Annotated in this window: 21 protein-coding genes, 2 tRNA genes and 1 riboswitch; of the genes, 13 read left to right on the forward strand and 10 right to left on the reverse strand. The window is 69.9% G+C overall.

Going from position 1 to position 20047, the window contains the following annotated elements:
* Positions 1-13: 13 nt before the first annotated feature.
* Positions 14-337 carry a ferredoxin FdxA gene (fdxA, locus tag AC07OQ_RS06965; RefSeq protein ID WP_495052373.1) on the forward strand — a complete coding sequence of 108 codons (324 nt, stop codon included), beginning with the start codon at positions 14-16 and terminating at the stop codon, positions 335-337.
* Positions 338-493: 156 nt separating this feature from the next.
* Positions 494-1576, forward strand: coding sequence for an NAD(P)/FAD-dependent oxidoreductase (locus AC07OQ_RS06970; protein WP_495052374.1), 1083 nt, complete (start codon positions 494-496; stop codon positions 1574-1576).
* A gap of 202 nt (positions 1577-1778) precedes the next feature.
* Here the strand turns inward: AC07OQ_RS06970 and AC07OQ_RS06975 are convergent, their stop codons facing one another.
* Together AC07OQ_RS06975 and AC07OQ_RS06980 are read right to left on the reverse strand one after the other, a co-directional pair.
* A complete protein-coding gene (locus AC07OQ_RS06975) occupies positions 1779-2507 on the reverse strand; it encodes an anti-sigma factor family protein (protein ID WP_495052375.1) in 729 nt (242 codons plus the stop codon).
* The gene (locus tag AC07OQ_RS06980) at positions 2507-3004 is read right to left on the reverse strand and encodes a sigma-70 family RNA polymerase sigma factor (protein ID WP_495052376.1); all 498 of its coding nucleotides are present in this window, start codon (positions 3002-3004) and stop codon (positions 2507-2509) included. Before AC07OQ_RS06980 ends, AC07OQ_RS06975 begins: the two co-directional genes overlap by 1 nt.
* A 68-nt stretch (positions 3005-3072) precedes the next feature.
* Between AC07OQ_RS06980 and AC07OQ_RS06985 the strand changes: the two genes are divergently transcribed.
* Positions 3073-4353, forward strand: a complete 1281-nt coding sequence (locus AC07OQ_RS06985) for a S8 family serine peptidase (RefSeq protein WP_495052377.1) — start codon at positions 3073-3075, stop codon at positions 4351-4353.
* Between the two features lie 137 nt (positions 4354-4490).
* The gene (locus tag AC07OQ_RS06990; RefSeq protein WP_495052378.1) at positions 4491-5030 is read left to right on the forward strand and encodes a hypothetical protein; all 540 of its coding nucleotides are present in this window, start codon (positions 4491-4493) and stop codon (positions 5028-5030) included.
* A 223-nt stretch (positions 5031-5253) separates the two neighbouring features.
* Here the strand turns inward: AC07OQ_RS06990 and AC07OQ_RS06995 are convergent, their stop codons facing one another.
* The gene (locus tag AC07OQ_RS06995) at positions 5254-6129 is read right to left on the reverse strand and encodes a LysR family transcriptional regulator (protein WP_495052379.1); all 876 of its coding nucleotides are present in this window, start codon (positions 6127-6129) and stop codon (positions 5254-5256) included.
* Between the two features lie 66 nt (positions 6130-6195).
* Between AC07OQ_RS06995 and AC07OQ_RS07000 the strand changes: the two genes are divergently transcribed.
* From AC07OQ_RS07000 to AC07OQ_RS07025, 6 genes are all read left to right on the forward strand, one after another.
* Positions 6196-7416: a YbfB/YjiJ family MFS transporter gene (locus AC07OQ_RS07000; RefSeq protein ID WP_495052380.1), complete on the forward strand. Its 1221-nt coding sequence runs from the start codon at positions 6196-6198 to the stop codon at positions 7414-7416.
* Positions 7413-7994 (forward strand): carboxymuconolactone decarboxylase family protein, encoded by a 582-nt coding sequence (locus tag AC07OQ_RS07005; RefSeq protein ID WP_495052381.1) that lies wholly within the window; start codon positions 7413-7415, stop codon positions 7992-7994. Before AC07OQ_RS07000 ends, AC07OQ_RS07005 begins: the two co-directional genes overlap by 4 nt.
* Before the next feature lie 248 nt (positions 7995-8242).
* Positions 8243-8345, forward strand: a riboswitch (TPP riboswitch).
* Between the two features lie 75 nt (positions 8346-8420).
* Positions 8421-10586, forward strand: coding sequence for a TonB-dependent siderophore receptor (locus AC07OQ_RS07010; RefSeq protein ID WP_495052382.1), 2166 nt, complete (start codon positions 8421-8423; stop codon positions 10584-10586).
* Between the two features lie 36 nt (positions 10587-10622).
* Positions 10623-10698, forward strand: a tRNA-Asn gene (locus AC07OQ_RS07015).
* A 93-nt stretch (positions 10699-10791) separates the two neighbouring features.
* Positions 10792-10867: transfer RNA gene (locus tag AC07OQ_RS07020), tRNA-Asn, on the forward strand.
* A gap of 63 nt (positions 10868-10930) precedes the next feature.
* Entirely contained in the window at positions 10931-11275 is a 345-nt protein-coding gene (locus AC07OQ_RS07025) for a zinc ribbon domain-containing protein YjdM (RefSeq protein ID WP_495052383.1), read from the forward strand.
* Between the two features lie 29 nt (positions 11276-11304).
* Here the strand turns inward: AC07OQ_RS07025 and AC07OQ_RS07030 are convergent, their stop codons facing one another.
* Both AC07OQ_RS07030 and AC07OQ_RS07035 read right to left on the reverse strand, forming a co-directional pair.
* Positions 11305-11748 carry a hypothetical protein gene (locus AC07OQ_RS07030; protein ID WP_495052384.1) on the reverse strand — a complete coding sequence of 148 codons (444 nt, stop codon included), beginning with the start codon at positions 11746-11748 and terminating at the stop codon, positions 11305-11307.
* Positions 11748-11999, reverse strand: coding sequence for a hypothetical protein (locus AC07OQ_RS07035; protein WP_495052385.1), 252 nt, complete (start codon positions 11997-11999; stop codon positions 11748-11750). Before AC07OQ_RS07035 ends, AC07OQ_RS07030 begins: the two co-directional genes overlap by 1 nt.
* A gap of 460 nt (positions 12000-12459) precedes the next feature.
* On the opposite strand from AC07OQ_RS07035, the gene AC07OQ_RS07040 reads away from it, so the two are divergent.
* Positions 12460-13545: a hypothetical protein gene (locus AC07OQ_RS07040; RefSeq protein WP_495052386.1), complete on the forward strand. Its 1086-nt coding sequence runs from the start codon at positions 12460-12462 to the stop codon at positions 13543-13545.
* Between the two features lie 349 nt (positions 13546-13894).
* Here AC07OQ_RS07040 and AC07OQ_RS07045 read toward each other — a convergent pair whose 3' ends face one another.
* Entirely contained in the window at positions 13895-14125 is a 231-nt protein-coding gene (locus tag AC07OQ_RS07045) for a hypothetical protein (protein WP_495052387.1), read from the reverse strand.
* A gap of 253 nt (positions 14126-14378) precedes the next feature.
* On the opposite strand from AC07OQ_RS07045, the gene AC07OQ_RS07050 reads away from it, so the two are divergent.
* Complete coding sequence (locus AC07OQ_RS07050; protein ID WP_495052388.1) at positions 14379-14633, forward strand: hypothetical protein; 255 nt, start codon at positions 14379-14381, stop codon at positions 14631-14633.
* Positions 14634-14776: 143 nt separating this feature from the next.
* Complete coding sequence (locus tag AC07OQ_RS07055) at positions 14777-14926, forward strand: hypothetical protein (protein WP_495052389.1); 150 nt, start codon at positions 14777-14779, stop codon at positions 14924-14926.
* An 18-nt stretch (positions 14927-14944) separates the two neighbouring features.
* On the opposite strand, the gene AC07OQ_RS07060 is transcribed toward AC07OQ_RS07055, so the two are convergent.
* From AC07OQ_RS07060 to AC07OQ_RS07075, 4 genes are all read right to left on the reverse strand, one after another.
* The gene (locus AC07OQ_RS07060) at positions 14945-16897 is read right to left on the reverse strand and encodes a MacB family efflux pump subunit (RefSeq protein WP_495052390.1); all 1953 of its coding nucleotides are present in this window, start codon (positions 16895-16897) and stop codon (positions 14945-14947) included.
* Between the two features lie 2 nt (positions 16898-16899).
* The gene (locus AC07OQ_RS07065) at positions 16900-18114 is read right to left on the reverse strand and encodes an efflux RND transporter periplasmic adaptor subunit (protein WP_495052400.1); all 1215 of its coding nucleotides are present in this window, start codon (positions 18112-18114) and stop codon (positions 16900-16902) included.
* A gap of 18 nt (positions 18115-18132) precedes the next feature.
* Positions 18133-19512, reverse strand: a complete 1380-nt coding sequence (locus AC07OQ_RS07070; RefSeq protein ID WP_495052391.1) for an efflux transporter outer membrane subunit — start codon at positions 19510-19512, stop codon at positions 18133-18135.
* A gap of 61 nt (positions 19513-19573) precedes the next feature.
* A partial coding sequence (locus tag AC07OQ_RS07075; RefSeq protein ID WP_495052392.1) for a transposase occupies positions 19574-20047 on the reverse strand: 474 nt, incomplete at its 5' end.

Here is a 20047-nt window from a genome sequence, read left to right on the forward strand (position 1 = left end):
ACCGAGTTGCCCCATGACCCACGTCGTTACCGAAGCCTGCATCCGCTGCAAGTACACCGATTGCGTTGATGTCTGCCCCGTCGATTGCTTCCGCGAAGGCCCGAACTTCCTGACCATCGACCCCGACGAATGCATCGACTGCGCCGTCTGCATCCCCGAATGCCCGGTCAATGCGATCGTCCCCGAGGAAGACGTGCCGGGCAATCAGCAGCACATGATCAAGCTCAATGCCGATCTGGCCAAGAACTGGCCCAGCATCACCAAGCGCAAGCCCGCCCTGCCCGACGCCGACGAGTGGAAGGACCGCACGGACAAGCTGTCCGAGCTGATCCGCTGAAGCGCCAGGCCCCGCGCTTCGCGCGCCAAGGCCAGAGGCCTTGGCCGTCGCCAGGCACAAACAGTCCGCAGGGACTGTTTGTGTCCCGGCTCCGCCCCCTCAAGGGGCGACACCGGCCGCCCGGTAACACGGGTCCGACATAGAGACCGAGACGCCATGACGAACAGCAGTCCGATTGCACCGATCGAAACCGACGCCGTCATCGTCGGCGCCGGCCCGGTGGGCCTGTTCCAGGTCTTCGAGCTGGGCCTCCTGGAGATCAAGGCCCATATCATCGACTCGCTGGCCTACCCCGGCGGACAGTGCATCGAGCTCTACCCCGACAAGCCGATCTACGACATCCCGGCCGTGCCCATGTGCACCGGCAAGGAGCTGACCGACAGCCTGCTCAAGCAGATCGAGCCCTTCGGCGCGACCTTCCACCTGGGCCAGGAGGTCACGCTGGTGCAGAAGCAGGAGGACGGCCGCTTCGCCGTCGAGACCGCCAAGGGCACGCGCTTCCTGACCAAGACGATCTTCATCGCCGGCGGCGTCGGCAGCTTCCAGCCGCGCACCCTGAAGGTCGAGGGCGTCGAGCCCTTCGAGGGCACGCAGCTGCATTACCGCGTCAAGGGCCCCGAGCAGTTCGCCGGCAAGAACCTGCTGGTGGTGGGCGGCGGCGACTCGGCGCTGGACTGGGCGCTGAATTTCTGCGCAGGCAATGCCGACGGCAACCCGCACAAGGCCGAGAGCGTGATCCTGCTGCACCGTCGCGACGGCTTCAAGGCCGCACCGGCCAGCGTCGCGAAGATGCACGCGCTGTGCGACGCGCACGAGATGCAGTTCCTGGTCGGCCAGGTGACCGGCATCGTCGAGGAAGGCGGGCTGCTGACCGGCGCCAAGGTCACCGGCGCCGACGGCGTCACCCGCATCGTGCCCTGCGACCAGGTGCTGGCCTTCTTCGGCCTGTCGCCGAAGCTGGGCCCGATCGCCGAATGGGGTCTGGCGCTGGAACGCAAGCAGATCGTCGTCGACACCGAGAAGTTCGAGACCAGCGTCCCCGGCATCTTCGCGGTGGGCGACGTCAACACCTACCCGGGCAAGAAGAAGCTGATCCTGTCGGGCTTCCACGAGGCCGCGCTGGCCGCCTTCGGCGCCGCGCCTTACGTCTTCCCCGAGAAGCGCATCCACCTGCAGTACACCACCACCAGCCCCAAGCTGCACAAGGTGCTGGGGGTCGAATCGCCCGTGTTTGATTGACCCACCCCCTACGCGCTTCGCGCGCCAAGGCCAGAGGCCTTGGCCGTCGCCAGGCACAACCAGTCCGCAGGGACTGTTTGTGTCCGGGCTCCGCCCCCTCAAGGGGGCGACACCGGCAGCCCGGCGAAGCCGGATCTGCGGTGTCCGCTTGGTGGAAGTCATCTGCCGGGGCAGGCATCGCGGCTGACGGGAGCCGGGTGTTTCAGCGCTGCCAGCCGCGCTCGCGCGCCGCGCGCTCCGCGGCCGCATCCAGCACCTCGCCCTCGCGCATCGCATCGATCGTCTGCAGCAGGGCCGGCGGCAGGGCGGTGGCCGCGGTCCGGTAGGCCGGATCGGCGCCCTTGCCATCGGCGCTGCGCTGCAGCTGCTCGATGCGCCATTGCCGGCCCGCGTCGTCGCGGCAGGCCAGGCCAGCGCTGCCGCCCTCCAGGCCGAAGCTGCGGCAATAGCGCCCGCCCTGGGCGACAAAGCTGAGCCCCGGCGTCACCCCGTCCTGCTGCTGGCCCGACAGCCGCTGGTCCAGCGCCAGCGCCAGCCCGCCGCGCGCCACCAGGCCGCCGTCCCCGGCCTGCGCCAGCAGGCCCGGATCGCCGGGCGACAGCCATTGCATGCCCACCGCCAGCCCCAGCAGCAGGCTGGCGGCCATGCCCCCCCATTGGACCCAGGAGGGCCGGCGCTGCGCTCGCTGCTCGGCCAGCGACACCACGGGCGCGGCCCGCAAGACCTCTTGCAGCCGCTGCGGGACCGGCTCGTCCAGCACCGGGTCGAAGCTCGCGCCCAGCGCCGCGCGCAGCTCGCGCTCGCGCGCCAGCGCGGCGCGCAGCGCCGGCTCCTGCGCCAGCCGTTCCTCGAAGGCGCGGCCGGCGGCGGCATCGAGCTCGCCGTCGGCATAGGCCATCAGCAGCAGTTGATCGTCATCGCTCATCATCATCACCGCTCCACCTGCGCATCGACCAGCAGCCTCTGCAGCGCCTCGCGGCCGCGCGCCAGCCGGCTGGTCAAGGTGCCGATCGGGATCTCCAGCGTCGCCGCCGCCTCCTTGTAGGGCAGGCCCTCGACCAGCACCAGGCTCACCGCCAGACGCTGCTCCTCGGGCAGCCGCGCCAGCGCCGCCTGCACCGACAGCCGCATGATCCGCGTCCCGCTCTCGTCATGCCCGACCTGCTCGCCCGCCTCCTCGGGCGCCAGCAGCTCGGCGCGGCGCGCGCGGCTGCGCAGCTCGTCGATCCAGGCGTTCTTCATGATGCGGAACAGCCAGCTGTCCAGCCGCGTGCCCGCCTGCCATTGCTCCCTTGCCTTCAGCGCACGCTCCAGCGCGACCTGCACCAGGTCGTCGGCATCCTCGCGCTGCCAGGCCAGCGTGCGCGCGAAGCGGCGCAGCCGCGGCAGCAGTTCGGCGATCCCCTGGCGCAACTCGCTATCGTTCATGCCATGATCATCATCAGTAAACGTCGGCGCGGCGGATTTTCTTCCATCGCCGCAACGTTCTCTCCGACATGAAGATCAAATTGCTCGCTCTCGGCCTGGGCCTGCTGCTGGCCGCCGCTTCCGCCCGGGCCCAGTTGCGCCTGCCGGGCGGCCTGCCGCAACTGCCCCAGCTCCCCGCCCAGCCCGCGGGGTCGCTGCTGCAGCAGCAGCGCCTGGATCGCGGCCTGGCGCCGCCCGACCTGCTGGGCCTGCGGCAGCGGCTGGTCGAGCAGCTGCTGGCCCGCCACCCGCGCGAGCTGGCGCGCGATCCGGCCGGCGAGCCGATCCTGCGCGCCCAGCTGCTGGCCCTGCCCTCCGACCCGGCGGCGCGCGAACGCCTGCTGGGCCTGCCGGGGCTGCATCCGGTCGAGGACCTGCAGTTCGAGGGGCTGGAGCTCGGCTGGCTGCGCCTGCGCACCGACCCGGGCCAGGACCTGGCCGCGCTGCTGCGGCGGCTGCGCGCCCAGGACCCGGACGGCCTGTACGACTATCACCATCTCTACCTGCCCGGCGGCACGGCCGCAAGCGCCGCGGACGGCTCGGCGCCAGGCCCCGCCGACGGCGGCGCCGGCCGGGTCGGCCGGGTCGGCCTGATCGACAGCGGCCTCGACCTCGCCCACCCGGCGCTGCATGGGGCCGCCGTGCAGCGCCATGGCTGCCAGGGTCGCACCCATCCGACCGCGCATGGCACGGCCGTCGCCTCGCTGCTGCTCGGCCGGGACGGCGGGCGCATGGCGCTCTATGCGGCCGATGTCTATTGCGACGCACCGGACGGCGGCTCGGTGCTGGCCATCGCCCAGGCCCTGGCCTGGCTGGCGCGCGAGCGGGTCGCGGTGATCAACGTCAGCCTCGTCGGGCCACCCAATGCACTGCTGCAGCGCGCCGTGGCCGCGGCCCAGGCGCGCGGGCATCTGATCGTCGCCGCGGTCGGCAACGACGGGCCGGCCGCGCCGCCCCTGTACCCGGCCGCTTGGCCGGGCGTGGTGGGCGTCACCGCGGTCGACGCGCGTCGGCGCGTGCTGGCCGAGGCCGGGCGCGGGCCGCAGGTGATGTTCGCGGCGCCGGGCGGCGACATGCTGGCGGCCGGCGGCGACGCGGCCTATGTGCCGGTACGCGGCACCTCCTTCGCCGCCCCGCTGGTGGCCGCGCTGCTGGCCGCCCGCCTGGCCGAACCCGACGCGGCGCGCGGCGCCGAACAGCTGGCCCGGCTCGCCCGCGAGGCGCAGGATCTGGGCACGCCCGGCCGCGACGAGGTCTACGGCCAGGGCCTGGTTGGCGAGGCCCTGCGCCTCGCGCGCGCGCCGCGCTGAGTGCCGCTCGATCAAGCCCTCGGTCAAGCCATCGATTACCAATCGTTGCAATCGCCGCGGAAGAAGAGCGCGGCCGCGCTCGTTGTCATCGATGCAGGCGCCGGATGGTCCGGCCCGCTGATCACAAGGAGCTCAGCATGATGAACACCAAGCAACAACGCATTTCCACCCAGGTCCTCGGCACGCTGGCCGTTTCGGCATCCCTGCTGCTGGCGGCCCTGCCCGCGCAGGCCGGCCTGCTGGGCGGCAGCTTGGGCGGCGGCGGCGCTCTCGGGGGCCATCTGAGCGGCGGCCTGCAACGGCCCGAGTTGCAACGGCCCGAGCTGCCGCGCGGCCAGGCCGTTGCCGGCAAGGTCCAGCAGACCACGGCCGAGGCCCAGGGGCGGGCCCAGGGTACGGCCGGTGGCCTGCGGGACAAGCTGCAAGAGCAGGCACCCGACGGCGGCATGCCGGCCGCACCGCTGCCCTCGGCCGGCGCCGCCGGCGACGGCGGTGCCGGCGGCTCCTTGGCCGGCAAGCCGGCGGCGCCCACCGAGGGCGGCACGGCCCCGGGCGGCAAGCCGGCACCGAGCGCCCAGGCCAGGGGCGATGCCGGCGGCCAGGCCTCGGCCAGCCGCAATGGCGCGTCCGGCTCGGCTTCGGGTTCGGCGTCCCTGGGCGCCTCGGCGCAGCGCTGAGGCCGGCACATCGCGGGCCGCGTTGAGGCGCGCCCGCGATCCTGTTTGCGGTGACGGCGCTGCGGCTGCCGGAAGGGACGCTGGCGGAACGCAGGGGCGAACGCACCGAGTGGGCATCGTCATCGCGGTCGACCACCGACCATGTCGCGGGCCGACAGGCCCGCCGCAACCGCCGCCCGGGGCCTCATGGTGCAAGCCGGGATGGCGTGTTCACGAAGGCGAGTCAGGCGCTGGGGCGCGGCTCGCGCAGCAAGGCCGTCAGCGCCTGCAGAGGCGCGCTGGCCTCGCCGGCCCACACCAGGTGGGTACGGTTCACGCGCAGGCGCGCCGGCAGCGGATGGCGCTGCACCGCCGCACCCAGCACGGCATGGTCGAGCATTTCCGCCGGCACGATGGCCAGGCCCATGCCGGCGGCAACGCAGGCCACGATGGCGTGATACGAGCCGAGGTCCAGCATCCGGCCCGGCGATGCCCCCGCCTCGGCCACCCAATCGACCAGCCGGCGCCGGTAGGAACAGCCATGCGGAAAGGCCAGCAATGTCTGGCCATCCAGGTCGGCCGCACGCCGCGGCGCCGGCGTCCCCTTCGCCGTGATCAGCACCAGGTCCTCCGCGAAGGCCGGCAGCGACGCGAGGCGCCCCTTCTCGAAGGGTTCGGACACGAAGGCGGCCTCGATCTCGAAGCGCTCCAGCCTGCGCAGCAGCGAGCCGGTCGTGCCGGTCTGCAACTCGATCGACACCTCCGGGTACAGGGCGTGAAATGCCGACAGCAGCGGCGGCAGCCGGGCGCCCGCCGCGCTTTCCAGGGAACCCAGTCTCAGCACCCCTTGCACGACACCGCTGCGCAGCTCCTGCTCGGCCAGATCGGCCATCTGCAGCAGGCGCTCGGCATGGCCCAGCAGCGTGCGGCCCGCGTCGGTCAACGCTAGGCCGCGGCCCTCGCGGCGGAACAGGGCGACGCCCAGGCGCTCCTCGAACTGCTTGATTCTCGTGGTGACATTGGAGGGGACGCGATGCAGCCGGCTGGCCGCACGCGTCACGCCGCCCTCCCTCACGACACAGCGAAAGATGTGCAGATCATTCAGATCAAACGTTCTCATGCTGAGAAGTGTATGTTCTGACAATTCAGTATTCAAAAGGTCCTCGGACGTGTCAAATCGGGCTCCATGATGAGCACCGAACCCGACCCGAGCGCACCATCCGAGCACACGACATGGCTCATCGTCGGCAGCGGCATCGCCGCGCTCGCCGTCGCGATGGGCATCGGCCGGTTCGCCTTCACGCCCCTGCTGCCGCTGATGCTGCGCGACGGCACCCTGAGCGCGGCCACCGGCGCGGAATGGGCGGCCGCGAACTATGGCGGCTACCTCATCGGTGCGCTGACCGTCTCCTGGTTCGCCAAGGATCCGCTGCGTGGCCTGCGGCTGGCGCTGATTGGCGTCGCGCTGACGACGCTGCTCATCGCAGGGATAGGCGGGGACTCGGGAGCGCTCGCCGGTGCCGGGCTGCGTGGCGCCGCCGGCATCTTCAGCGCCTGGGCGCTGATCTGCACGAGCAGCTGGTGTCTGGCGGAACTGGCCCGGCGGCGGGCCGCGTACCTGGGCGCCTGGATCTATACCGGGGTCGGCCTGGGCATCGCCCTGACCGGCGTTCTCGCCTGGCTCGGGGGGCGCCAGCCCGCGCACTGGCTGTGGCTGGAGCTCGGTGCGCTCGCCGCGACCGGCGCCTTGTTCGTGGGCATGAGCTTGCGCGGCGGCGTCAGGCCGGCCGCGGCGGCGCACGCGACGCCGGCCGCCGGGCCGGACCGGGCGCGTGGGCAGCTGGGCCTGGTGCTGTGCTACGGCAGCTTCGGCTTCGGCTATATCGTGCCCGCCACCTTCCTGCCCGCCATGGCCCGGCAGCAGGTCGACGACCCGCTGGTCTTCGGCCTGACCTGGCCCCTGTTCGGGCTGGCCGCGGCCCTGTCCGTTGCGGCCGCCGCGCGCTGGCTGTCGAGCTGGCCGCGCCGACGGGTCTGGGCCCTGGCGCAGGGCGCCATGGCGCTCGGCACGGCCTTGCCCCTGGCCACGCAGGCCTTGTGGGCGCTGGCGGTCTCGGCCGTGCTCGTGGGCGGAACCTTCATGGTGGCCACCATGGCCGGCCTGCAACTGGCGCGGGAACAGCGCCCCGCCCACCCGACGCCGCTGCTGGCACGGATGACGGTCGCCTTCGCCACCGGCCAGATCGCGGGCCCTGTCCTGGTTCGTGCGCTGGGATCCGGCAGCCTGGCCGGTTGGGATGCCCTGGTCTGGGCGAACGCCGTGGCCACGCTGCTCCTGCTGCTGACGGCAGCCTGGCTGTGGCGGGCGGCCGCACCCCACCCTGCAACCCTGGAGCCAACTCAATGAGCACCGTTCCTTCGAACCATTCCGCCATCGCCTTTCCCGAAGCCGGCCTGCCCGAGCGGCTGGGGCCGCCGGCAACGCTGGATGCGGCGCAGCAGGAGGCCGCCAATGAACTGTTCAATGGCCCCCGCCGTGGTGTGTACGGCCCGTTCCGACCCCTGCTGCACCGCCCGCCACTGCTGCGCGCGGTGGCGAAGGTCGGCGAAACCCTGCGCTACGAGGGCACGCTCGACACCGCGCTGCGCGAATGGACCATCTGCGTCGTCGCGCGCGAGCTGTCCAACGTCTTCGAGTGGGACATGCACCTGCCGCTGGCCAAGGCCGCCGGCGTACCCGCCTCGGCACTGGCAGCCCTGGATGCCGGCGAGCCGTCGCCGCCCGACCTGGCCGGCGAACTCGCGCTCGCCCGCCAGGTCGCCCGCGAACTGATCGGCCAGCACCGCCTCGGCGACGCGACCTACTCGGCCGCCGCGCAGCAGTGGAAAGAGCCGGTGCTCGTGGAACTGCTCACGCTGGTCGGCTACTTCGTGACGGTGTGCTGGCTGATGAATGTGGCGCGCACGCCCGGACCGGCAAGCTGAGCTGCCACGCCGGCGCCCACCGCTCGTGGCCGGGCACGAAGGGTGGGCGAGGCACAGCGTGCAGCCCCGGCTGCGAGCGCGCGCGGGGCGCGAGTGCATCGCAGTGAGCCGAACGCGGCGCAGCCCTCCGAGCCGGGCCGCCGAGCTCCCGCATCGCCGATGCATCCGGGCCAGGGCGCCCACTCCAGCCAGGGGTGTCCGCCCGCGGCACTACAATCCACCTCGCCATGCGGTAGTGACACCGCACGGCATTTCGCTAGGGGTGTTGGGCCGGGCAATCGGTTCGACTGAGAAAGTCCCTTTGAACCTGATTGAGGTAATCCTCGCGCAGGGAAGCACGCAAGAAGTCCACGTCGACCACCGATCCTTTCTCCCGACGTGCGGACTCATGTGAGGCCGACCTGCCATCGCTCGACCTTGCACTCGATGGCACATCATCTCCAGCATCTCCTGTCCCCCCTGGGCCTCGCCGTGGCCTTGCTGTGCGCCGCGCAGGGCGCCGGCGCGCAACAGTCCAGCGCGCTGCCCACCGTCTCCGTCAGCGGCCGCTCCGCCGAGGCGCCCGTTTCCATCGGCGGCTTCGGCAGCGAAACGCCGGTGGCCAAGCTGCCGCTGCAGGCCGCGGTGCTGAGCGCCGACCGGCTGGTCGATGCCGGTGTCGATGCGCTGTCGGGCCTGACCCTGTTCGACGCCAGCGTCGGCGATGCCTACAACGCGCAGGGCTATGTGTCCTATCTGAAGGTGCGCGGCTTCGACCTGGACAACCGCTTCAACTACCGCCGCGACGGCCTGCCGATCAATGCCGAGACGGCGCTGTCCCTGGGCAACAAGAGCGGCGTCGAGCTGCTGAAGGGCACCAGCGGCATCCAGTCCGGCACCAGCGCGCCCGGCGGCCTGGTGAACCTGCTGGTCAAGCGCCCGACCGCGGCACCGCTGACCAGCGTCACCCTGGGCTTGAGCGAGCGCGGCACGGCCGAGGCCGGCCTGGACTGGAGCCGCCGCTTCGGCGCGGGGCAAGCGTTCGGCCTGCGCATCAATGCGGCCGCCGCCGAGCTGCGCCCGCAGCTGCGCGATGCGCGCGGCGACAAGCAGCTGCTGGCCCTGGCCGGCGACTGGCGCGCCACGCCCGACACCCTGGTGGAGGCCGAGTTCGAATGGAACCGCCAGAGCCAGCCCAGCCAGCCCGGCTTCAGCCTGCTGGGCGACCGGCTGCCCTCGGCCAAGGACATCGACCCGCGCACCAACCTGAACAACCAGGACTGGAGCCAGCCGGTGGTGTTCAACAACCAGCATGCGTCGCTGCGCCTGACGCAGCGCCTGAACGCGGATTGGAAGGCGCAGGCCCATCTGGGCGTGCAGCGCCTGAAGACCGACGACCGCCTGGCCTATCCCTTCGGCTGCACGGCTGCCGACGGCAGCTACTACGCCGACCGCTACTGCCCCAACGGCGACTTCGACATGTGGGACTTCCGCAGCGAGAACGAGCGCCGCAACAGCGACGCGCTGGATCTCTCGCTGGCGGGCCGGTTCGTCGCCGCCGGGATGCGTCACGAGATCGGCACCGGCGTGCTGTTCACGCGCTTCGAGAGCCGCTTCCAGCGCCAGACCTACAACTGGGCCGGCACCGGCAATATCTCGGGCCAGGCGCCTGCGCCCACCACGCCGGACCCGACGTTCAGCGCCGACAACACCAATCGCGACGAGCGCAGCACCGAGTTCTATCTGCGCGACACGATCCAGATCGGCACCGACTGGCAGGCCTGGCTGGGGCTGCGTCACACGCGGCTGAAGCGCGAGAGCGTGCGCACCGACGGCTCGGAGCCCATGGCGCCCTACACGCAGAGCTTCACCACGCCCTGGCTGGGCCTGAGCCACGCGCTGTCGGCCCAGTTGATGGCCTATGCCAGCTGGGGCGAGGGCGTCGAGTCCGAGGTGGTGCCCAACCGTCCCGAATATGCCAATGGCGGCCAGGCCCTGCCGGCGCTGAAGAGCCGCCAGCTGGAAATCGGCCTCAAGTCCGGCAGCTCGACCGTGGACTGGGGCCTCAGCGCCTTCGACATCAAGCGCCCGCAGTGGCGCGACATCGGCACTTGCGACGCCGATCTGACATGCACCCGCGTGGCGGACGGCATCGCGCGGCACCGCGGCGTCGAGGCGCAGGCCGATCTGAAATGGAGCGGCGGCGGCCTCTTGGCCAGCGCGATGAAGCTGCAGGCGCGCCGCCGCGGCAGCGCAGACACTAGCCTGAACGGGCTGAAGCCCGCCAATGTGGCCGAGACCGCGCTGAAGCTGCAGGGCCGCCAGAACATCGCCACCCTGCCGGGCCTGCAACTGCAGATGGGCCTGGTCTACGAAGGCCGGCGCGCCGTGCTGCCCGACAACAGCGTCAAGATCCCCGGCTGGACCCGGCTCGACGCAGGCCTGCGCTACGAACAGCAACTCGGCGGCAGGCAGTTGCTGATCTGGCGCGCCGGTGTCGACAACCTCGCCGACCGCCGCGCTTGGAAGGAATCGCCCTTCCAGTACGGCCATGTGTACTTGTACCCGCTCGAGCCGCGCACCTGGCGTGCCAGTTTGGAGATCAGCTTGTAAGGCCTAAAATTTTCTGGCTATAATGCAAGGCTCTGTTCCCCGATAGCTCAGTCGGTAGAGCGCCGGACTGTTAATCCGTAGGTCCCTGGTTCGAGCCCAGGTCGGGGAGCCAAGAACAGAAGAAGAAACAGAATCTCTTCGGAGGTTCTGTTTTTATGAAAGCCCGCCGCAACCGCACGGCGGGCACCCATACCGAACGGTCAATTCCTCGATAGCTCAGTCGGTAGAGCGCCGGACTGTTAATCCGTAGGTCCCTGGTTCGAGCCCAGGTCGGGGAGCCACTTCAGAAGCCCTGCATGCGAAAGCATGTGGGGCTTTCTTCATTTCCCTCAGTGAGCCCACCGATGAGCACCCTGCCCGCCTGCCCTAAGTGCCAATCCGCCTATACCTACGAGGACGGTGCCATGCTCGTCTGCCCCGAGTGCGGCCACGAATGGTCGGCCCAGGGTTCGGAGCCGGCGGCCGCTGAAGAGGTGCGCGTGATCCGCGACGCCGTGGGCAATGTGCTGCAGGACGGCGACACGGTCACGGTGATCAAGGACCTGAAGATCAAGGGCTCGTCCCTGGTGGTCAAGGTCGGCACCAAGGTCAAGAACATCCGCCTGGCCGACGGCGATCACGACATCGACTGCAAGATCGACGGGATCGGCGCGATGGGGCTGAAGTCGGAGTTTGTGAAGAAGGTGTAGCGCGAGGTGGGGTGACCGATTGGCCGCAATCACTTCACGCCCTCGCATCGCCCCTGAGCTTGACTCCAACGACCCCCGGCATCCAGACAGCGATCTTGCTGGATGAAGTTGCGCACAGGCCCCAAAAGCACCAGCAGGAGCACCCCGCAGCACGACAAAAATCCGAGACGCCCCATCCACAAGCCCAAGCGATTTGCGGCGAAGTGCGAATGGACCCTTGCGAGCGCCGAGTTGGTGCTGCCCGGCAGGGGTGCAATACAGAAACGGCTGTTGTCGCCGAATGGCTCCTCGATGCCAAACCGTTCTCCGGCAATCGTGAACTCGCAGAACAGGTCTTCTCGGAGGCTGGATCGAGAGATAGTTCCACCCGGAATGGATGCCGCAATGCGTCGTACGGCACGCCGCCCGGCCAGGGCACTGACCTCGAAGGAATGCAACCGTCCATCTTTGTCGAGCAACGGATACGTGCGCATCAACGCCCCTCTGAGATTGGCGCCTCAAGCCAAATGTGCTGGCCCGAATGGTGCTCTTTGATCGTAGACAGCGCGCGCTCAAGCTTTGTGCGATCGCTCAGGGCATAGACGAAGCGGCTCAGGTTGACGCCATCAAGGCGGCCATAGTCTTCATCTGAGATCGCGTCGCTGCCACACCAGATAGCATCGCTCGAAGTGGCGGCGCGAATCGCCTCACGAAGGCCCTGCCCTGTGATTGCTAGGTAGATCATCTTGGAAGCATACCCGGGCACCGGTCACTACCGGGATCCTTTCCCGATGATCGACACTCGGACTCCCAGCTCGACCATAGACCTATTCATCCGTAGGCCCCTGTTCGAGCCCAAGTCGAGGAGCCACATTGAGAGCCCTGATGCAGAGATGTGTCGGGGCTTTTTCTTTGGGCGGCGTTCGGGGTGATTGTCGAAGGGGGCATCGGTCAAGGCCCCCCCGTCGCCATAGGCCGGCTCCACCACATCTATGAACGCACCTAGGCCGTCGGCCGCGACCTAGTAAGTCCGTGATAGCGTGCGCGCATACCCCTGCTGAAAGAACTCATCCATTGAAGACCTCCCTAGTCGAGATTGAGGCCGTCTCCACATGCCGCGGCCGTGCTTCGGATTCTGGCAAAGCTCGGCTTATGCCGCGAGACGTCAAGCAGCCAGCCGAATGCGCTTGCACTACCATGGCCCGATGACCGTCATCCTCGACCGCCGCATCCTCTCCGCTGCCCCACACCGCGCGGGTTTGCTCCTGGCAAGCCTGTTGCTGCCTCTCGCCGCCGCAGCCGCCGACAGCGCCGACCGGCTTGTCGAACTCCTGGGCCCGCACGAGCGAGACATGCGCAAGCTGGGCCTGATGGTGAAGGCCAACCCGTTCGCGACGGTGCCCGAGGGCCTGCCCGAATGCGACATGAGCCAGGTCGTTCCCGCCTTGCGCGCGGCCTATGTGCAGCAGTACCGGCAGCAACTGTCGGCCCAGGAGCGTGGCGCCGCTATCGCGTTCTTCGGCGGCCCTCAGGGCCGGGAGATCGTGAAGCGCCAGCACGAGCGCGAGGCCGCCGTGCTGCAGGCCGCTACCAACAAGAAGATGGTCTCGGAGGCGGTGCTCGAGGATCCTCCCTCGCTCAAGGCCGCGCTGGCGGCGTTCCACGTCACCCCGGCCGGGCGCAGGTTCGTGGACGACGCGATCGACAAGCAAGGCCCCGGCGGCGAGGCGCTGGAGGCCATCCGCAACGGGGCCTTGATGCGCTGCCTGAAGGCTGCCGATGCGGCCGCAAGGACGAAGCCCGCGGGCGATGAAAGGCCAGCGGCGCCGGCAGCGCCGGCGAAGGGGGCCTCGGTTCTCGACAATGTCCGGTTCGTGCTGGAGAACCAGGGCGCCGACGAGCAGATCGGCTTTTCCGTCGATCTCTACCCCGGCACGCCCACCTGCGACGGGCCGCCGGTGTCCGTGATGCGGTCTTCATCGCCTCTGTCGGCGCAGGACAAGTTGCGGTCCATCGACGTCACGCCGAACAAGGTCCTCAGCTTCGTGATGCGCGCCACCTACGCCGGCAGGAGCGGCGGCGAAGCCTCCTGCAGCCCGGGCGCGCTGACATTCGTGGCCCTGTCCGGCAGTGAATACCGCGCCGTGTTCCGCGAGCGGGACACCAATTGCTGGGTGGAGCTCTGGGCGTTCGACCTCGAAAACAACCGGGCGGCGAGGCGTGTGCCGGTGACGGCCAAGCGCCTCAAGGTGGATGCCGAGGGGCGGCACAGCTGCGATTGGGGCGGCTGACCGCCATCAGGCGCTCGCTGCGCACAGCCGGCACCGCACGGGGAGGGTAGGTTAGGCGATCGCAAGGCGCCCGCTCCATGTGGCAAATCTAGGCTCCCGCACCAGGCGCTGAGCGACTACTGTGGCACATGTTTGGAGACCGCTCAGGGTCGTCATGCACAGGCCTCAGTGATATCCAGTTGGCGGCCGTGGAGCCGGCCCACCTGCCCTCGCGGCGCGCGATCGAAACTGCGGGTGGACGGCTCGTCGACGCTCTGTCCGAGTTCGGTATCACCCCGCTCATCCACCGGTTCGACCCGGTGGCGCGGTGATGCGAGGAGTTGACGCCACGGCACCGTTCGCTTCGGCGTCAAATGCGACCGGCCGACTTTGCGAACTCGCGGACCTGGTCTTCGGTCATGCTGTCGATCGCGTACCAGACCTGCACGCTCTCCCCCACCTGCACCAAGACGCGGTGGTAAAGGGTAACGAGCGCAGGATCTTTCTCGGCGTAGCTGGAATGAAGCCCAGCATCCTCGCCAAGGATCACTTCCTGCCCGTCCAGGGCCCCCCCGACAAAACGACCCGCGTGGAACTGCATCGTTCATCCCTTGACCCGATGAAGCGATATTAAGACTAGAACAGCCCCGCCGGCTCTGCCGGATCGGCCAGTTGCAGATGATCACCTCATGCCCGGTTGCAGCCCTGGACGGCTGAAGTCGGAGTTCGTGCAGAAGGCGTGGCGCCTCGGGCCTGAACCGGGCCGGGCGCAGCGACCCAGCCGGCCTGCACCGAAAAATCCTGTCCCCATCATTCAAGGTCCATACTCCAACATCGCAGCGATGGAGCACGCCATGTTCAGAAGGATCACGGAAGGTCAGCTGAAGGGCGTCACCTTGAGTGCGTACCGCAAGTTCAGGCTGGTCCCGGTCGGCCGCGAGGATGGGGCCGATCTCTATGTCCGCCCCATGATCCTGCCTCTGGTCGGTGCGGGCCACATGACCGATCGCCCTTTGGCCTGCAATACCTTGCTGATCGAGGTGGCTGACCCTCTCGATGCCGACACGCAGCGCCGCGTCATGGCTTGGGTCGTCCCCGCCGCCAACTGATTCCGGCGCATCCTGGCTTCAACATCCGATCACGGCTCGCGCCGGGCTTCCCAAGCGACAGGCTCATGCGGGGCCCGTCAGCCTTGAGCACCCGCCATGGCTGCTCCGGCAGGACGGGAGCAGTGGCAGACGCTGCAGGCAGCATGGAAGGCGGCCAACGGCCGCGCGCTTCGCATGGCATGGTGGCCTGCGAGCTGCCGCTGGGCGAGCAGAAGACCGCCATGCTGATCCAGGGCGACAAGGGCCGCAGCCCGACCAGCCTGCTGAGCTGCTTCCACTTCTGCCAGCAGTAGCCGCGCCGGGCTATCGCCTCAAGGCCGCGCCAGCGCCTCCACGGGGTCAAGGCTTGCCGCGCTGCGCGCCGGCAGAAAGCCGAACACCACGCCGATCAGGGTCGAGATGCCGAAGGCGCCCAGGATGGCCGTGGAGGAGAACACCATGCGGAAATCGCTGGCGAAACGGTCGAACAGCGCACCGCCGGCCAGCGCCAGGCCGACGCCCAGGCCGCCGCCGATCAGGCACACCAGCACCGCCTCGATCAGGAACTGGCGCAGGATGTCGCTCTGCCGCGCGCCCACCGCCATGCGCACGCCGATCTCCTGGGTGCGTTCGGTCACCGACACCAGCATGATGTTCATCACGCCGATGCCCCCCACCAGCAGCGAGATCAGCGCGATCGACGAGATCAGCAGGGTGATGGTCTGCGTGGTCTGTTCGATGGTCTGGCGCACGCTGTCGGTGTTCATCAGGAAGAAGTCCTGCTTGCCGTGGCGCTGCGTCAGCAGCCTGGTCACGCCCTGCTCGGCCACGGTGCTGGCCACGCTGTCGCTGACGCGCACGGTCAGGCTGCGCAGATAGTCCTGGCCCGTGATGCGGCTCATCGCCGTGGTGTAGGGGATCCAGATGTTCAGCGCGTCGTCGTTGCCGAAGGCGCTGCTCTTCCTGGCCGTCACGCCGACGATGCGCACCGGCACCGTGCCCAGCAGGATCACCTCGCCCAGCGGGTTCTCGCCGTTCGGGAACAGGCTCTTGCGCGCGTTGTCGTCGATCACCGCCTCCTGCGCGCGCAGCCGCTCGGCCTGCGCGTCGAAGGCCTGGCCCTGGTCGAAGCCGTAGCCACGCACGCGGAAGAACTGCTCGCCCACGCCGGTCACATTGGCCGACACATCGACGCTGCGGTAGCGCAGCCCCACGCTGGCCGACACCGTGGGCGTCACGCTGTCCACATAGCCCAGCTGGGCCAGCGCATCGGCATCGCCGGCGCGCAGGGTCCGGACGGCGGCGGAACGCCGATCGCCGAAGCCGCTGCCGGGCATGACATCGATGGTGTTGGTGCCCATCGCGCTGATGTCGGCCAGGATGCGCTGGCGCGAGCCCTCGCCCAGCGCGACGACCGACACCACCGAGGCGATGCCGATGATGATGCCCAGCATGGTCAGCAAGCTGCGCAGCCGGTGGTTCACCATCGCGCGCAGCGCCATGCGCGTGGCCTCGCCGATGCGTCCCAGCACGTCGCCGAACAGCTTGTTGGCGACCTTGGGCGCGCTCACGCGCTGCAGCGCGGCGGGCGCCGGCGCGTCTGGCCTGCGCCGGTCGGCCACGATGCGGCCATCGCTGATCTCGATCACGCGCTGCGCATGCGCGGCCACCTGCGCATCGTGGGTCACCAGGATGATGGTGTGGCCGTCGGCATGCAGCTCCTCGAGGATCTTCATCACCTCGCGGCCGCTGGCCTGGTCCAGCGCGCCGGTGGGCTCGTCGGCCAGGATCACGTCGCCGCCGTTCATCAGCGCGCGCGCGATCGAGACGCGCTGCTGCTGGCCGCCCGAGAGCTGGCCCGGCCGGTGCCGCAGGCGCTCGGCCAGGCCCAGGCGCGCCAGCAGCCGGCGGCTGCGCTCGTGGCGCTCCTGCGCCGGCGTGCCGGCATAGATGGCCGGGATCTCGACATTGCCCAGCGCGCTCAGGTCGCCCAGCAGCTGGTAGCGCTGGAAGATGAAGCCGAAATGCTCGCGCCGCAGTCGCGCCAGCGCGTCCGGGTCCATCCGGCCGCTCTCCTGGCCGGCCACGCGGTAGCTGCCGCGCGTCGGCCGGTCCAGGCAGCCGAGGATGTTCATCAGCGTGGACTTGCCCGAGCCCGAGGGGCCCATGATGGCCACCATCTCGCCGGCCTCGATGCTGAGGTCCACGTCGCGCAGCACCGCGACCAAACCCTCCCCGGCCGGGAACTCGCGGGTCAGGCCGCGCAACTCCAACAGGGCTGCCATGCTCAGAACATCCGCGGCGGGCCGCCGCGACGTCCCAGCGACGGCCCGGCGCCGGCCACCGCCTCGCTGGTGACGACCTGCTCGCCGGCCACCAGGCCGTCCAGTACCTGGGCCTGCACGCGGTTGTTCAGGCCGATGCGCACCTGCTTCTCGACGATCTGGCCGTCCGGCCGCAGCACCCGCACCCTGTACCGCCCGCTGCGGTCGCGCGCCCCCAGGGCGGCGCTGGGCAGGGTCAGCGCCTGCCGGGCCTGGGCCAGCACGATGGAGGCCTGGGCCGTCATGTTGATGCGCAGCCGCCCCTCGGGATTGGGCACGTCGAAGATGCCGTTGTAGTAGATAGCGCTGGTCGCCGAGCTGCTGGTGCTGGCGCTGCTGGTGCTGCTGCCGCTGCCATCGCTGGCGATCGTCGTGGGGCCGGGCTCCACCGCGCGCAGCCTGGCCTCGATGCGGCGGTCCGGGTCGCCCAGCAGGCTGAAGTACACCGGCATGCCGGGCTTGACGCGCGGCACATCGGCCTCCGAGATCTGGGCCTTGATCGTCATCGTGTCGAGCCTGGCCAGCTTGACGATGGTGGGCGCCGACTGGTTGGCGTTCACCGTCTGGCCCTGCTCGGTGACGATGGCCACCACGACGCCGTCCATCGGCGCCGTCACCCGCGTGTAGCCCAGGTTCAGCTGCGCCGTGCTCTCGGCCACCTTGGCCTGGTTCAGCTGGGCCTGCTGCGCCGCGAGCTCGGCCTTCAAGGTGGCCAGATTGGCCTCGGCCGTCTCCAGGTCGGCGCGCGCGCCGGCGTCGGCCGCCACCAGCTCGCGCTGGCGCTTCGCCACCAGCTCGGCTTGCACCAGCGCGGCCTGCTGCGCCCGCAGCTGCGCCTCGGCGCTCTGCACCTGGGCCTGGGCGGTGCGCAGCGCGTTTTGCGCCGGCAGCGCATCGATCTCGGCGATCGGCTGGCCCTGCTTGACCACATCGCCCAGCGCCACCTGCAGCAGCTTCACCTGGCCGGTCACCTGCGCACCGACGCTGACCAGCTTGGAAGCAAAGATGGTGCCGGTGGCCAGCACCGTGTCCTCGATATCGGTCAGCGCCACCGGCGCCGTGGCCACCTGGGGCGGCGGCGCCGGCGTGAACCAGAAATGCTTGATGCCCCAGGCCGCCAGCACCAGCAGTACCGCCCCGCCCAGCCAGCGCGCCGGCTTGCCGGTCCATTGCTTCATGTTCCTCATCTGCTGTCCTCAAGCCTCGGAGTTCTTCCAGCCGCCACCCAGCGCCTTGTAGAGCGTGAGGCGGTTGGCCTGCGCGGTCTGGCGCAGGGCGATCAGGGCCTGTTCGGCCGCATACAGCGAGCGCTGTGCATCCAGCAGCTCCAGCTGGCCGCTGGCGCCCGCGCGGTAGCTGGCCTCGGCCAGGCGCAGCTGGCGCTCGGTGGCGGCGTACAGCGCCTGCTGCGCCGCCATGCGCTCGTCCAGCGACGCGCCGACGGCCAGGGCGTCGGCCACCTCGCGGAAGGCGCTCTGCACCGCCTTGTCGTACCGGGCCAGCGCGATGTCGCGGCTCAGCTCGCTGGCGCGCACATTGGCGCGGTTCGCGCCGCCATCGAAGATGGGCAAGGAGATCGAGGGGCCGAAGCTCCAGCCGCCGCGCTCGAACAGCTTGCCGAGCTCGGTGCTGGCGCTGCCCACCGAGCCGGTCAGCGTGATGCGCGGGAACAGCGCGGCGCGCGCCGCGCCGATGTCGGCATGGGCACCCTGCAGCTGATGCTCGGCCGCCAGCACGTCGGGGCGCTGCTGCAGCACGCTGGACGGCACGCCCGCGGGCAGCGCCGGCAGCAGGGCCACGTCGGTGCCCGGGCCCTGCTCGGCGCGCGGCAGCAGCTCGGCCGGGACCGCCGTCCCCAGCAGCAGCTCCAGCGCATGGCGATCCTGGGCGATCTGGGCCTGGGTGTTGGCCAGCTCGACGCGCGCGCCGTCCAGCGCGGTCTGCGCCTGCGCCAGCGGCAGGCCGCCGATCGCGCCCAGCTCGTAGCGGCGCTGCGTCAGCGCCAGGCTCTGCCGGCGGCTGGCCAGCGTGCGTTCGGCCAGGCGCTGGCGCTCCAGGTCGGCGGCCAGGGTCAGCCAGGCGTTGGCGGTCTCGGCCACCAGGCTGATCTGCGCGCTGCGCCGCGATTCGTCGCTGGCCAGGAAGCCCTGCAGCGCGGACTCGTTGAGGTTCCTCACGCGGCCGAAGAAGTCCAGCTCGAAGGCCGCCAGGCCCAGGCTGGCCGAGAACTGCTTGCCGCTGTCCCGAGACCGGCTGGCGCTGGCGCCCAGGCTCAGATTGGGCAGGGCCGCCGCCTCCTGCACCTGGTATTGCGCGCGGGCGCGCTCGACATCCAGTGCGGCGACGCGCAGGTCGCGGTTGTGGGCCAGCGCCAGTTCGATCGCGCCACGCAGACACGCGTCGGTGACGAACTCGCGCCAGGGCAGCTCGGCCAGCTCCCGGGCCGGCGTGTCGGCGGCCGCGGCCTGGGCGACGGGCAAGGCGGGCGGTGGGCGCTGGTAGCCGGGCGCCAGATTGGCACAGCCGGCCAGACTCGGCAGCGCCAGGGCAAGCAGCGTGGGGCGAAGAGCAAACATGGGGTCATCTTGGATGCCCCCCGTGCCGGGCTCTTGTAGGCTTTGTAAAGATGCCCTAATCTTACTGTGTCACAAATTGAGTCTTTCGCTTGCCCGGCCGCAGCAGGGGCACTGCCCGAGACGGGCGATCAGCTGGTAGCTCAGCCGCTGGCGCAGGCTCGTGATCGACGTCGCCACGTGGCGCTGCGCGCGCAGGACTGCCGCGGGGGATGTAATCCTCGGGAAGGGCAGGCACTTGGCGTTCGACGAAGTTTTTTTTGCCGCCGACAGGTTTGTCAGCGATGAGGCGTTCGGCCATCAGGAACCCGTAGGCCGCAATGCTCAATGCAGCATGGTGATGGAACCCCCGCCAACCTCGGCCTTCGTAGTGGCCCAGGCCGAAGTCCTGCTTGAGATCCTGGTAGTCGCGCTCGATGCGCCAGCGCTGGTGGGCGACGCTGACGAGTTCGCGCAAGGGAGTGTCTTCGGGCAGGGTGGATAGGAAGTATTTGCTCGGCTCCTCGTCGCCGGCCGGCCACTCGATGAGCAGCCATTG

The sequence above is a fragment of the Roseateles sp. GW821-FHT09B06 genome, assembly GCF_059418245.1.

What these genes read in the sequence shown, in the direction of transcription:
- AC07OQ_RS07055 (WP_495052389.1), top strand. Translation starts at nt 14,777, where the DNA reads ATGGAAGGCGGCCAACGGCCGCGCGCTTCGCATGGCATGGTGGCCTGC.
- AC07OQ_RS07040 (WP_495052386.1), top strand. Translation starts at nt 12,460, where the DNA reads ATGACCGTCATCCTCGACCGCCGCATCCTCTCCGCTGCCCCACACCGC.
- AC07OQ_RS06995 (WP_495052379.1), bottom strand. Translation starts at nt 6,129, where the DNA reads ATGAGAACGTTTGATCTGAATGATCTGCACATCTTTCGCTGTGTCGTG.
- AC07OQ_RS07065 (WP_495052400.1), bottom strand. Translation starts at nt 18,114, where the DNA reads ATGAAGCAATGGACCGGCAAGCCGGCGCGCTGGCTGGGCGGGGCGGTA.
- fdxA (WP_495052373.1), top strand. Translation starts at nt 14, where the DNA reads ATGACCCACGTCGTTACCGAAGCCTGCATCCGCTGCAAGTACACCGAT.
- AC07OQ_RS06970 (WP_495052374.1), top strand. Translation starts at nt 494, where the DNA reads ATGACGAACAGCAGTCCGATTGCACCGATCGAAACCGACGCCGTCATC.
- AC07OQ_RS07060 (WP_495052390.1), bottom strand. Translation starts at nt 16,897, where the DNA reads ATGGCAGCCCTGTTGGAGTTGCGCGGCCTGACCCGCGAGTTCCCGGCC.
- AC07OQ_RS07070 (WP_495052391.1), bottom strand. Translation starts at nt 19,512, where the DNA reads ATGTTTGCTCTTCGCCCCACGCTGCTTGCCCTGGCGCTGCCGAGTCTG.
- AC07OQ_RS07035 (WP_495052385.1), bottom strand. Translation starts at nt 11,999, where the DNA reads ATGATCTACCTAGCAATCACAGGGCAGGGCCTTCGTGAGGCGATTCGC.
- AC07OQ_RS07045 (WP_495052387.1), bottom strand. Translation starts at nt 14,125, where the DNA reads ATGCAGTTCCACGCGGGTCGTTTTGTCGGGGGGGCCCTGGACGGGCAG.
- AC07OQ_RS06975 (WP_495052375.1), bottom strand. Translation starts at nt 2,507, where the DNA reads ATGATGATGAGCGATGACGATCAACTGCTGCTGATGGCCTATGCCGAC.
- AC07OQ_RS07010 (WP_495052382.1), top strand. Translation starts at nt 8,421, where the DNA reads ATGGCACATCATCTCCAGCATCTCCTGTCCCCCCTGGGCCTCGCCGTG.
- AC07OQ_RS06990 (WP_495052378.1), top strand. Translation starts at nt 4,491, where the DNA reads ATGATGAACACCAAGCAACAACGCATTTCCACCCAGGTCCTCGGCACG.
- AC07OQ_RS06985 (WP_495052377.1), top strand. Translation starts at nt 3,073, where the DNA reads ATGAAGATCAAATTGCTCGCTCTCGGCCTGGGCCTGCTGCTGGCCGCC.
- AC07OQ_RS07000 (WP_495052380.1), top strand. Translation starts at nt 6,196, where the DNA reads ATGATGAGCACCGAACCCGACCCGAGCGCACCATCCGAGCACACGACA.
- AC07OQ_RS07030 (WP_495052384.1), bottom strand. Translation starts at nt 11,748, where the DNA reads ATGCGCACGTATCCGTTGCTCGACAAAGATGGACGGTTGCATTCCTTC.
- AC07OQ_RS07050 (WP_495052388.1), top strand. Translation starts at nt 14,379, where the DNA reads ATGTTCAGAAGGATCACGGAAGGTCAGCTGAAGGGCGTCACCTTGAGT.
- AC07OQ_RS06980 (WP_495052376.1), bottom strand. Translation starts at nt 3,004, where the DNA reads ATGAACGATAGCGAGTTGCGCCAGGGGATCGCCGAACTGCTGCCGCGG.
- AC07OQ_RS07005 (WP_495052381.1), top strand. Translation starts at nt 7,413, where the DNA reads ATGAGCACCGTTCCTTCGAACCATTCCGCCATCGCCTTTCCCGAAGCC.
- AC07OQ_RS07025 (WP_495052383.1), top strand. Translation starts at nt 10,931, where the DNA reads ATGAGCACCCTGCCCGCCTGCCCTAAGTGCCAATCCGCCTATACCTAC.